11 protein-coding genes are annotated in these 11,454 nt (G+C 63.0%); 9 read left to right on the top strand and 2 right to left on the bottom strand.

The annotated features are described in order from the left end of the window. Positions 1–20: 20 nt before the first annotated feature. The 7 genes from R2669_RS23195 (at position 21) to R2669_RS23165 (ending at position 7,721) form a co-directional block, all read left to right on the top strand. Positions 21–824, top strand: coding sequence for an aspartate dehydrogenase (locus R2669_RS23195; RefSeq protein WP_027680155.1), 804 nt, complete (start codon positions 21–23; stop codon positions 822–824). A gap of 16 nt (positions 825–840) precedes the next feature. Continuing rightward, positions 841–2,343 carry an aldehyde dehydrogenase gene (locus R2669_RS23190; RefSeq protein WP_316902193.1) on the top strand — a complete coding sequence of 501 codons (1,503 nt, stop codon included), beginning with the start codon at positions 841–843 and terminating at the stop codon, positions 2,341–2,343. Between the two features lie 149 nt (positions 2,344–2,492). Beyond that, complete coding sequence (locus R2669_RS23185; protein ID WP_316902191.1) at positions 2,493–3,455, top strand: VOC family protein; 963 nt, start codon at positions 2,493–2,495, stop codon at positions 3,453–3,455. A 21-nt stretch (positions 3,456–3,476) separates the two neighbouring features. After that, positions 3,477–4,427 (top strand): PDR/VanB family oxidoreductase, encoded by a 951-nt coding sequence (locus R2669_RS23180; RefSeq protein WP_316902190.1) that lies wholly within the window; start codon positions 3,477–3,479, stop codon positions 4,425–4,427. Positions 4,428–4,603: 176 nt separating this feature from the next. After that, the gene (locus tag R2669_RS23175) at positions 4,604–5,704 is read left to right on the top strand and encodes a porin (protein WP_316902188.1); all 1,101 of its coding nucleotides are present in this window, start codon (positions 4,604–4,606) and stop codon (positions 5,702–5,704) included. Positions 5,705–5,775: 71 nt separating this feature from the next. After that, positions 5,776–7,179, top strand: coding sequence for an MFS transporter (locus R2669_RS23170; RefSeq protein ID WP_316902186.1), 1,404 nt, complete (start codon positions 5,776–5,778; stop codon positions 7,177–7,179). Between the two features lie 410 nt (positions 7,180–7,589). Continuing rightward, on the top strand, positions 7,590–7,721 hold the full coding sequence (locus tag R2669_RS23165) for a hypothetical protein (RefSeq protein ID WP_316891901.1): 132 nt from the start codon (positions 7,590–7,592) through the stop codon (positions 7,719–7,721). On the opposite strand, the gene R2669_RS23160 is transcribed toward R2669_RS23165, so the two are convergent. Then, positions 7,722–8,240, bottom strand: coding sequence for a cupin domain-containing protein (locus R2669_RS23160; protein WP_316891903.1), 519 nt, complete (start codon positions 8,238–8,240; stop codon positions 7,722–7,724). It abuts the gene before it with no gap. 17 nt (positions 8,241–8,257) lie between these two features. After that, a complete protein-coding gene (locus R2669_RS23155) occupies positions 8,258–9,463 on the bottom strand; it encodes a sterol desaturase family protein (RefSeq protein ID WP_316902185.1) in 1,206 nt (401 codons plus the stop codon). A gap of 309 nt (positions 9,464–9,772) precedes the next feature. Here R2669_RS23155 and R2669_RS23150 point away from each other — a divergent pair, with 309 nt between their 5' ends. After that, the gene (locus R2669_RS23150; protein ID WP_027680163.1) at positions 9,773–10,345 is read left to right on the top strand and encodes a DUF4337 domain-containing protein; all 573 of its coding nucleotides are present in this window, start codon (positions 9,773–9,775) and stop codon (positions 10,343–10,345) included. A gap of 122 nt (positions 10,346–10,467) precedes the next feature. Then, on the top strand, positions 10,468–11,169 hold the full coding sequence (locus tag R2669_RS23145) for a hypothetical protein (RefSeq protein WP_430708840.1): 702 nt from the start codon (positions 10,468–10,470) through the stop codon (positions 11,167–11,169). Positions 11,170–11,454: the final 285 nt, after the last annotated feature.

The following is an 11,454-nucleotide window of genomic DNA, read 5'->3' as shown; positions in this document are numbered from 1 at the left end:
GCCAATTGAAGGAGCCGTACATGCTGCATGTATCGATGGTCGGGTGCGGAGCGATCGGGCAGGGCGTACTGGAATTGCTCAAGAGCGATCCGGATGTGTGCTTTGACGCCGTGATCGTGCCTGAGCACGCGATGGACAAGGCGCGCGAGGCCATCGCCCCGTTTGCGCCGAATGCGCGTGTCACGACGCATCTGTCGGCCGATGCGCATCCTGATCTGCTGGTCGAATGCGCTGGCCATGATGCGCTTGAAGAGCATGTGTTGCCGGCGTTGGAGCAGGGCATCGATTGCCTGGTCGTATCGGTGGGTGCGTTGTCGGAACCCGGCGTGGCCGAACGGCTGGAGGCTGCGGCCCGCCGTGGCAACGCGCAGGTGCAACTGCTGTCCGGCGCCATCGGCGCCATCGACGCACTGGCCGCTGCGCGCGTCGGCGGGTTGGACGCCGTGGTCTACACCGGCCGCAAGCCGCCGCGCGCCTGGAAGGACACGCCGGCCGAGCAGCAGTTCGACCTCGATGCGCTGCGCGAGCCGACGGTGATCTTCGAAGGCAATGCCCGTGAAGCTGCGCGTCTGTTTCCGAAGAATGCCAACGTGGCGGCCACGCTGTCATTGGCGGGCCTCGGTCTTGAGCACACGCATGTCAAGCTGCTGGCCGACCCAACGGTGGACGAGAACATCCATCACGTCGAAGCGCGCGGTGCCTTTGGCGGCTTCGAGCTGACGATGCGCGGCAAGCCGCTGGCGGCCAATCCCAAGACTTCTGCGCTGACGGTATTCAGCGTGGTGCGTGCGCTGGGCAACCGCGCGCACGCTGTTTCGATTTAAGCGAGGCCATAGCGCCATGACTGTTTCCAACCCGAACGCAACCGCAACGTCCGTGTTGCCCATCTGCATTGCCGGCGATTGGCGCCTCGGCACGGGCGAGCGCTATGCCACGCGCTACCCGGCCACCGGTGAAGTCGTTGCAGAACTCAATGCCGCCAGCGTCGCCGATGTGGAAGAGGCGGTGGCGGGCGCCTACCGCGCCTTCCTGTCCAGCGGCTGGGCGCAGCGCAAGCCGCATGAGCGCGCGGCCGTTCTGTACCGCGTAGCTGAGCTGATCCGTTTGCGCAGTGAAGCGTTGGCACAACGCCAGCGGCTGGATAACGGCAAGCCGATCAACGAGACGCGCGCGCTGGTGGCAAGCGCTGCGGCCACGTTCCAGTTCTTCGGCGCCGCATGCGAGACGCTGGAAGAGTCGCTCACGCCCATGCGTGGCGATTGCCTGACGATGAGCGTGCATGAACCCATGGGCGTGGTGGCCGCCATCACGCCGTGGAATTCGCCGATTGCCAGCGAAGCGCAAAAGATGGCGCCCGCGCTGGCCGCGGGCAACGCCGTCGTCGTCAAACCGGCGGAGGTTACGCCGCTGATGGCGCTGGAACTTGCTGCCATTTGCGAAGAGGCGGGCGTGCCCAAGGGCATGATCAGCGTGCTGCCCGGCAAGGGCTCCGTGATTGGCGATGCGATTACGAAGCATCCGCTGGTGCGCCGTGTGTCGTTCACGGGTGGCACGACCACGGGCAAACACATTGCCCACATTGCCGCCGACAAGATGATGCCGGTGTCGCTGGAACTCGGCGGCAAGTCGCCGACGATGGTGTTTGAAGATGCCGACCTCGACCACGCCGTGAATGGCGTGCTGTACGGCATCTTCAGCTCGTCGGGCGAGTCGTGCATCGCCGGTTCGCGCCTGTTCGTGGCGCGTTCGCTGTACGAGCCGTTCATGGATCGCCTGGCCGCTGCCGCAGCACGTCTGCGTGTCGGCAATCCGGCCGATGAATCGACGCAGATGGGCCCGCTGATTACTGACCGCCACCGCGAGACCATCGAGTCGTACGTCGCGATGGGCGTGGAAGAGGGCGGCCACCTGCGCACGGGAGGTTTGCGCCCCGCAATTGCCGGCTGCGAGTCGGGCTATTTCTATACGCCGACCATCATCGAAGGGCTCACCAACAGCGCCCGCATCTGCCAGGAAGAAATCTTCGGCCCGGTGCTCGTCGCCATGCCGTTCGACGATGAAGACGAATTGATCGAACAGGCCAACGACAGCGTCTACGCATTGGCCGCCGGGATCTGGACGCGCGACTACAAGCGCGCATGGCGCATCGGCCGCGCGGTGCAGGCCGGCAACGTGTGGATCAACACATACAAGCAGTTCTCGATTTCGACGCCGTTTGGCGGCTGGCGCGACAGCGGCCTCGGCCGCGAGAAGGGCCGCCTCGGCATCCTGCAATACATGGAGCAGAAGAGCCTCTACTGGGGCTTGAATGAACAACCGCTGGCCTGGGCCAACGCCAACTAAGCGCCGCTAACAGAACCCTCCTAGCGTCGTTGTGCCGCCTTGCCGTACTCAAATACTGTCTGCGGCGGCACGCCTTGCCAGGACCGCTTCGCTGGGTCTTGTTACCGGCTCTAACGCCGAAGCAAACACCCAGACCACAGGAGATCAAGATGAACACGATTCGAGGCATCGACGAAATCGTCTACGGTGCCGACGACCTCGCCGCCTGCAAGCAGTTCTTCCTGGATTGGGGCCTCGCCCTGCAATCGGAAGACGCCAGCGGCCTGCTGTTCGAGACGCTCAACGGCTGCCGCGTGCGCGTGAAGCGCAGCGACGATGCCGCGCTGCCGCCGGCCATGGAAGCCGGCCCGACGCTGCGCGAAGTGATCTGGGGCACCGATTCGCACGTTGTGCTCGATCGCCTAGTCGACACGCTGGCTGACCAGCCCGGCTACGTGCACGCCGACGGCCGCGTCGGTTGCACCGACCCGAACGGTCTGGCCGTGCGCGTGCAGATGACCACGAAGCGCGACGTCGACGTGCAATGCGCTGCCATGAACACGTGGACGGACAAGCCACGCCGCAACCAACCCAGCCCGATCTACGAGCGCGCCACGCCCATCGAAGTCGGCCACGTGGTCTTTTTCGTCAAGGACGTGGCGGGCACGGAGCGCTTCTATGTCGAGAAGCTCGGCTTTGTGCCGTCCGACCACTACCCGGGGCGCGGGGCGTTCCTGCGCTGCGAGCCCGAAGGCGGCCATCACGACCTGTTCCTGCTGCAGACGCCGCAGGCCAAGAGCGGCCTCAACCACGTCGCTTTCACGGTGCGCGACATCCATGAGGTGTTCGGTGGCGGCATGCACGTGTCGCGCTGTGGCTGGGATACGCAGCTGGGCCCCGGCCGTCACCCGATCTCGTCGGCGTACTTCTGGTACTTCAAAAACCCGGCTGGCGGATTGATCGAGTACTACGCCGATGAAGACCAGCTCGACGCCGACTGGCAGCCGCGCGATTTCGAGCCCGGCCCGACCGTGTTTGCCGAATGGGCCATCGACGGCGGCATTGACGGCAACACACGCCGGCAGAAGAACGTCGCCGGCCCGGAAGGCAAGTTCTTGACGGAAAAGCGCTGAAACGTTGCAGAGAGACGTGCTATGAATTCCCCCCTCAACCTGCGCGTGCATGCCATGCGCTACGAAGCCCAAGGCATCGTGAGCGTGGAGCTGCGCGATGTCGACGGCAAGCCTTTGCCCGAATACGCACCGGGCGCGCATATCGAACTGCATCTCGGCAACGGGCTGGTGCGCAGTTATTCGCTGTGCGGCGCGCCAGAGGTGCGTGACCGCTACGTGGTCGGCGTGCTGCTTGACCGCAACAGCCGCGGCGGCTCGCGCTATGTGCACGAGCAGTTGCGCGTCGGTTCGACGCTCAAGATCGGCGGCCCGCGCAATCACTTCGAGCTGGACGAAACCGCGCCGCGCACCGTGCTGGTTGCAGGTGGCATCGGCGTGACGCCCATCGTTTGCATGGCGCGTCGCCTGGCCGAGCAAGGCAAGACGTTCTCGATGCTGTACTGCGCCCGCTCGCGTGCCGAAGCGGCCTTTGCCGATGAGCTGGCCGCCCATGGCGAAGCGGTGCGTTTTCACCTGGACGCAGAAGCCGGTGGCCCCCCCGATCTGAAAGCGCTGCTTGCAGGGCATCCGGCCGATACGCATTTCTATTGCTGCGGCCCCGGTCCGATGCTGCGGGCATTCGAGGCGGCCTGTGAGGCGCTGGGCTACACCAACGTCCATATCGAACGCTTTGCAGCCGACCCCGGTGTGGAGTCGGTGCAGGAGGGCGAATACCAGGTCAAGCTCGCGCGCAACGGTGCCGAGTTGTGTGTACCTGCTGGCAAGTCGCTGCTCGACGCGCTGCTGGAGATTGGCGTCGAGGTGGAACACAGCTGCAAGGAAGGCGTGTGCGGCTCGTGCGAAACGCGCGTGCTCGAAGGCGAGCCCGACCACCGTGACAGCGTGCTGTCCAAGAGCGAGCGCGCATCCAACCAAACGATGATGGTTTGCGTATCCGGCTGTAAGGGCAAGCGCCTGGTGATCGATCTGTAAGCGCAGGATGGTTTAGGCGCCGGCCCGACCAGCCGCGCCGTCTTTTTTTGCGCCCTGTTTTTCTTTTAAACGACGTTTCGCATACGAAACAAAGCAAGAACCACAACCAGCTCGTCCACCAAGACGGCGATAACAACTGGCGGGGCGGACACCTTGTCCAGTGGAGGAAACTGCAAATGAAGACAACCTTGTTCGCCCTTGCGGCGATGAGCCTGGCCGGTACGGCGGCGGCCCAGAGCAACGTGACGCTGTACGGCAGCATTGATGAGGGCGTCGCCTACATCAATAGCCTCAAAAGTGGCGCGTCCAGCGGTTCGGCGCTGCGCATGGACCCCGGCACGATGCAGCCGGACCGTTTCGGCCTGCGCGGCTCGGAAGATCTCGGCGGCGGTACGCAAGCCATCTTCCAGTTGGAATCGGGGTTTCTGGGCGACACCGGCGGCAGCGTGGTTGCGGGCAAGCTGTTCAACCGCACGGCGTGGGTCGGCCTGACGAACGATCGCCTGGGCAACATCCAACTCGGCCATCAGGCGGACTTCATGTTCGATTACCTCGGCCGCTTGAGCAACGGCTTCCAGCTCACCAACTTCTACCTGTTCCACCCCGGCAACTTCGACAACCTGGCCAACCAGTTCCAGATCGACAACGCTGTGCGTTACGTCTCGCCCATCTTCGGCGGGCTGCAACTGGGCGGCATGTACGGCTTTGGCGAGGTACCCGGTTCGCCGTCGAAGAGCCGCAGTTACAGCCTCGGTGCGTACTACACCAATGGCGGTTTTCGAGCCGCCGCGGCCTATACCGCGTCCAACGACCGCGCGCTGGACATCGCGGGTCGGTTGGGTATCACGAACACGCTCGGCACGACGCTCGTGCCCGGCGTGATGACGCCGATGAGTTCGGTCAAGTCGTTCGGTGCCGGCGCGCTGTATCAGTTCAGCGGCCTGCCGGTGCAGATTAACGCGGTCTATACGCAAACGCGCATCACGCTGGGCGGGGCCAACGCCCGCGCGCAGAACGTCGATCTGGGCACCGCGTGGCACTACAGCGCCGCCAATACGCTCAACGTGGGCTATACCTTCAGCAAGTACGAGGGCGCCCGCTGGAATCAGTTCAGCCTCGGCAACGTGTATGCGTTTTCCAAGCGCACACAGGTCTACCTGCAAGGTACGTATCAGCGTGCGTCCGGCGATGCGCAGTCTGCTGCCATCAACGGCGTAGGTGTAGCGGCGCAGCGCAACCAGGTCGTTGTCAGCACCGGGGTGCACCACTCGTTCTGACGTCCTGACCCATCGCGCGCCGCTGGGCAGCGACCCGGTGGCGCATCAACTTCCTCCGGAAGGAGCTTCACATGAAGCCAGGTGTTTTGATTGATAGCGGAATTGACCACGATGCGTCGCGGAGTGCGATGAGCCTTGGCAAGATCGTTGCCCGCATCGAGCGGCTCAAGAGCAACGGCATGCACGTGCGCGCGCGTCTGCTGATCGGGTTGGCGACATTCTTCGACGGCTTTGACGTCATCGTCATCGCGGCAACGCTGCCGCTGCTGATTGCGCAGTGGCATCTGACACCGGCGCAGATCGCTTTTGTGATCGGTGCCCCCGGCATCGGTCAGTTGATCGGCGCGTTGGTGTTTCCCATGCTGGCCGAGCGATTCGGTCGCGTGCGCATGATCGGCTATAGCGCGGGCATCATCGGCTTGATGAGCCTGCTGTGTGGCGTGGCGCCCAGTTTTGCCGTGTTTGCAGCGCTGCGTATCGTGCAAGGCGTTGGCTTGGGCGGCGAGCTGCCCGTGGCGGCAACGTACATCAACGAAGTCACGCGCGCGCATGGTCGCGGGCGCTTCGTGCTGCTCTACGAGGTGGTGTTCCCGATCGGCCTGCTGGTGTCCAACGCACTCGGCGCGTGGTTGGTACCGCATTTCGGCTGGGAGGTGATGTACTTTCTCGGTGGCATTCCGCTGGTGCTGTTCTTCACGCTGCCCAAGGCGGTGCCGGAGTCCCCGCGCTGGCTGGCAACCAATGGCCGCATGGCCGAGGCTGATGCCGCACAGGCACGCTTTGAAGCCAAGGCCACGGAGCCGCTACCCCCGCTGGGCGATACCTCGGCCTTCGAGCAGATGTCGCATCGCCACCCGAAGCGCGGCATGCGTGATCTGTTCGGGCCCGTGTATATCAAGCGAACAGTGGTCGTGGCCATGCTGTGGGCGACGTGCGGTTTCATCCAGTACGGTCTGTCGACATGGCTGCCGACGGTCTACAAGACGATCTATCACGCGCCGCTGCAACTGGCGCTGAACCTGGCGGCGCTGGCTTCGGTGCTGGGTGTGGTCGGCTCGTTGGTCTGCGCGATGATCGTCGACAAGGTGGGTCGCAAGCCCGTGATGGTCGTGTCGTTCGTACTGTGCGGCGTCTCGCTGGCGCTGGCGGGGCTGCTGCACGAGCAGTCGCTCTATGTGGTGGCAGGGTTGTGCTCGTTGGCGCTGGGGTTGATGGCGTGCGGCTTTATCACCGCTTATGTCTATACGCCGGAGCTGTACCCGACCAACATCCGCGCGATCGGCTGCGGCATGGGCGGCGCGTGGCTGAAAATTGCGGCGATCTTTTCGCCAATGCTGATCGGTTCGACCATCGGCTCGGGCAACGTCAGCAATGCGTTCCTGCTGCTGGCCTTGGTGCCCATCCTGGCGGCAATTACCATCTACTTCCTCGGCATCGAGACCAAGGGGAAAGTGCTGGAGCAGCTCGAGCTGTAAGCCGGAAGCACTTGAAGGCCGTAAAACGGGGAGGGCGGCACTCAGTTGGCACGACGCCCTCCCTTTTTTGTTTCAGACGATGGTGTGATCTGCCATCAGTTCCAGCGTTCCAGCGCGCACCATGACTGAGTGGTGCCGCGCCTTATGCGCCGTTGGCAGGGCACACTTGAAAGCGGCTGCGTACTGGCGGTGTCCGGCAGCGTGACGGTCGGCGCCGTACTGTGCGCTCCAGGATCCATTCGGGCTGTGCTGCGCGGGCCGTTTGCGACGGGTGATGCCCATACGGAGTCGTGGTCCTGAAATAGGGGCCGAGAAGCGTCATTGCTCTTGCAATGGCTTTTGGGCCCCCTCTCATAGACTGAAAACGTGCCGATAAGACAACTATCGGGCAGGCAAAGATGGGAGGGGATATGTCCACCACAGCCACGGCAGCAGCCAACTGGATCGTCATCCTGACCTGTGCGTACATGGAGTACAGCACGTGGCGGGGTATCAGCGTCTACCGGCGCACGGTCGGCTATGAGAGCGTGGTGTGGTGCTGACTAACGCGCCGCAGGGTGGGGCAGCAATCTCCGGATGAGATCACCATGTGCCGAATACTCCGTGAGCAGCGCACTACCGTCGGCGAGTTCGAACTCGCTGAACTCGAACCCCGGCGCAACGGTGCAGCCGACAAGCGCATACCCATGTTCACCCGGCACGCGCTCGGCTGCAAACCAGCGGCCCGCCGGCACCACCGCCTGGTACACCGCCATCGCATCGTCGGCCGCGTGGCCCAGGCGATGCGTGCTCACCGTACCGTCAGTCTCCAACACATGCACATTGAGTGAGTCCCCCGCATGGAAGTGCCACAACTCGTCCGACTGGATCCGATGCCAGGCGGAATATGCATCATCCGCCAACAGGTAATAGATGGCGGTGGCAGCCGCACGTTCGATGGGCGGGATGCCTCGCTGGACGCGTTCCTCGCTGCGATAGGTCTCGCGATAGAAGCCGCCTTCCGGGTGCGGTTCGAGACCGAGGCGGTCGATGAGGTTCTGGGCGGCGAGGGCGAGCGGCATGATGGGAAACCTTCGACTCAGTTTTGCTGACGGCGGAACGGAAAGCGCTGCTGGTTGACGAACCCGTCGGGCATGTAGTCGCCCACCACGCCGTACTTCTCCGGGAAGGCCTTTTTCGATTTCACCGCGGTACCGAACAGGTAATCGATGAAGGCGAAATGCGCGGCGTAGTTCTTGTCGATCGCTTCGTCTTCCGATGAATGGTGCCAGTGGTGGAAATCCGGCGTCACGAAGATGTACTTCAGCGGGCCCCACGGCAAGTGCACGTTGGCGTGATTGAACACCGCCTGGAAGCCCACGATGATGATGTAGACATCGACCACGGCCTTGTCGAAGCCCAGCACGAACAGCGGCCCCAGCACTGCCACACGCGTGACGATCAATTCAAGAATGTGCTGGCGCGAGCCGGCCAGCCAGTCCATCGTCTTCACGCTGTGATGCACGGCGTGGAAGCGCCAGAGGAACGGCACCTCGTGATACGCGCGGTGCGTGACGTACTCCATCAGATCGGCCACCAGCATGCACAGCAGCAACTGCGGAATGAACCAGATGTGCTGCACCATCTGCTGGAAGTCCGCATGCACCATCCAACCGAACACGCGGTGGATCAGGAAGTTCACCACCAGCAGCACTAGCCCCACGATGAAGTGGTTCACCGCAAAGTGCACCATGTCGGTTTGCCATTCGGCGCGGAACACCGGCTGCTTCTTGTAGAGCGGGAACAGCTTCTCAAGCAGCACGAAGATTGCCGTTGATCCGAGCAGGTCGAGAATGAACCAGTCCATGCCGATATACGGCGTGTGATCTGGAAAATCGCCCACCGGCACGCGGGAGCCGCCCAGCGCCACGGCAATCACCACAAAAAGGAACGCCAGGCCGTTTAGGCGACGGCGGTTATCCAGCACGATATTTGCCAGCGATAACCCGCCGGAAATCAACAGCGAGACAAACAGGATCTGCCGAATCACATCCACCGAATACGCACGGCGTAATTCCGGCGTCGTCAGATACTGCGGAAAGTGAAAGGCCAGCACGCCCAGCAAACACAGAAAGCCCAGCACCAGCGCCAGGATCGTGCCGATCATGCCTCGGCCGAACTTCAGGCCGCCATTGGCATGGAGCAGCGCATTGGCATCGCGGAGCGTCGCGTCGGCCACGCGGACGATGGCGGGTTGGTGTTCCTCTTCGGGCATTGGCGCCAAAGGCTTTCGGGACGCATCCATGGGTCTGACTCGCAGTATTGTTTTGTTTTATTAACAATGCGATTGCCAATCAAATATTGGCGCTCGTTCGCATTGCTGCGCGATTATACGGACCCGTTTCGCGTATTCAACGACGCCATTCTTCTGCGTAAAAATGATTTGCAATTGCGGTGCTTTACCTGTGCGTGCGGGTGTCGGCAGTCTGCATCTGCGACGTTGGATGGGCATCGCAAGGCGTTGCCTTTCCGTGCAAGGCCATGCACATTGTGAGGTCGGTGCCTGACAGGCGCACGACGATACAAGGTCAGCAAGACCAATAGGGGAGCAACCATGTCAGAGGGATTTCACGTGCACGGCGCGCACGATCACGCGCTCGAGCACGCAGCGGAAAGCGGCCACGCCGACAGCTTTGCAGGGCGTATCGCCGTCATGACGGCAATTCTGTCGACGGCCGGCGCCATCTTCGGTTACCAAGGTGGCGCCACGCAAAACGCTGCGCTACTCGCCAAGAACGAAGCCGCCATCCACAAAACCGAGGCTGCCAACCGCTGGGCCTACTACCAGGCCAAAGGCCAGAAACAGGCGATTGCCGAGTTGACTGCCCAATTGCCCGGCACCGATCAGGCGGCCGCCAAGCGTGACGCCCAACGCTACGCCGCCGAGAAGGAAGACATCCGCCGCCAGGCCGAAGACCAGGAGCGTCTTGCCAAAGAAGCCGACGAGGCGAGCGAGCTTGCCGTCCACCATCACCACCGATGGGCGCAAGCGGTGGCCGCCATCCAGGTGTCGATCGCCCTGGCGGCCATCACGTTGCTTTCTCGTCGGCGCTGGATGCAGGTGCTTTCGTACGGCGTTGGCGCTGTCGGCGGTGTCGTCGCCGTGCTGGCGCTGCTTCACATCTGACCGGTTGGTGCGCTGCTCACTGGCGGTTGCGAGGCAACATACCCAGCCGCCAGAATGGCGCGCTTGAAGGAGGCATCCCGCCTCCATGAATCAGGAATGAACAGATGACGCGTGGAATGTGGATGCGGCGCACATTGACGATCGCAGGCTTGTTGGCCAGCGCATGGGCCATGGCGGCCGGCCCGGCCGTCGAGCCGGGCGAGTACGTCTACATCCTGGGCGGCAGCGCGAGCGGCACGATGACGGTCAAGGGCAGCAGCTTCAACATCACGACGATTGGCGGCAACTGCCACACGTGCGCGATCGAAGGCACATTCCGTGGCCGCGTTGGCGTCGACAAGGATGAAGGCAGGTGCCGCATCGCCGTGTCAGGTAATAAGGATGCGCTCAAGCTGGATTCCTCCGCCACCGCCGAAGCCTGCCGAGAATTCTGCGGCATGCGCGCCATGTTTGATGGCGACTACCGCCGCGCGCCCGCCGCCTGCACCGACCGCCAGCGCCAAGCCCGCATCGGCCAGGCGCACAAGCAATATGTCGCCAAGGATTACGACGCCGCCCGCACAACGCTGCGTTCGCTGCTTTCCGAGTGCGACCCTTTCATGGACTGGATCGAGCGCGACAAGGCCCGCAGCGACTTGGCCGTGACTGAATACCATCGTGGCGACAACGCCCAGTGCCTTGCTGTGCTGTCCGAGACGACTGCAGTCAAGGTACAGAAGGACTCAACACTGATCCTGCCGCCGTGCGACGCCGACAATTACGCGTCAACCAGCAAGGCGATTCTCTACAACCAGAAGCTGTGCCAAGCGCCGGGCAAGCATTGATGCCGAGCGCATCTCTATAAGTAACGGGGCGATCGCCCGGCCCGATCCGTGTCGCAGGTTGGCCGACGCGGCGTTTATCGGCCCCTCAACCTGCCATGACGCAAGCGGCCCATGGCGGTGCGGGCCGGTGATCAAGAAGATTTTTGTGAGTGACTCACAAAAGTGCTTGCCAGCTGCGCTTCCGCACATTAGTATTCGCCCCTCGCTGCAAAACACAGCGCCGAAACGCAAGTGGCGGTGGTGGTGTTGGGTGGTGGAGAAGCAGGAGTGGAGCGGGTTTGCGGT

The sequence above is a fragment of the Ralstonia edaphi genome, assembly GCF_958350185.1.
In the GTDB taxonomy this organism is placed as follows: Bacteria; Pseudomonadota; Gammaproteobacteria; order Burkholderiales; family Burkholderiaceae; genus Ralstonia; species Ralstonia edaphi.
The sequence above is the reverse complement of the archived record's forward strand: the minus strand, read 5'-3'. Positions and strand labels throughout refer to the sequence as shown.

Bases quoted from the DNA above. Each gene is read 5' to 3' on its own strand.
- R2669_RS23195 (WP_027680155.1), top strand. From the start codon at position 21: ATGCTGCATGTATCGATGGTCGGGTGCGGAGCGATCGGGCAGGGCGTA.
- R2669_RS23190 (WP_316902193.1), top strand. From the start codon at position 841: ATGACTGTTTCCAACCCGAACGCAACCGCAACGTCCGTGTTGCCCATC.
- R2669_RS23185 (WP_316902191.1), top strand. From the start codon at position 2,493: ATGAACACGATTCGAGGCATCGACGAAATCGTCTACGGTGCCGACGAC.
- R2669_RS23150 (WP_027680163.1), top strand. From the start codon at position 9,773: ATGTCAGAGGGATTTCACGTGCACGGCGCGCACGATCACGCGCTCGAG.
- R2669_RS23165 (WP_316891901.1), top strand. From the start codon at position 7,590: ATGTCCACCACAGCCACGGCAGCAGCCAACTGGATCGTCATCCTGACC.
- R2669_RS23170 (WP_316902186.1), top strand. From the start codon at position 5,776: ATGAAGCCAGGTGTTTTGATTGATAGCGGAATTGACCACGATGCGTCG.
- R2669_RS23180 (WP_316902190.1), top strand. From the start codon at position 3,477: ATGAATTCCCCCCTCAACCTGCGCGTGCATGCCATGCGCTACGAAGCC.
- R2669_RS23160 (WP_316891903.1), bottom strand. From the start codon at position 8,240: ATGCCGCTCGCCCTCGCCGCCCAGAACCTCATCGACCGCCTCGGTCTC.
- R2669_RS23155 (WP_316902185.1), bottom strand. From the start codon at position 9,463: ATGGATGCGTCCCGAAAGCCTTTGGCGCCAATGCCCGAAGAGGAACAC.
- R2669_RS23145 (WP_430708840.1), top strand. From the start codon at position 10,468: ATGCGGCGCACATTGACGATCGCAGGCTTGTTGGCCAGCGCATGGGCC.
- R2669_RS23175 (WP_316902188.1), top strand. From the start codon at position 4,604: ATGAAGACAACCTTGTTCGCCCTTGCGGCGATGAGCCTGGCCGGTACG.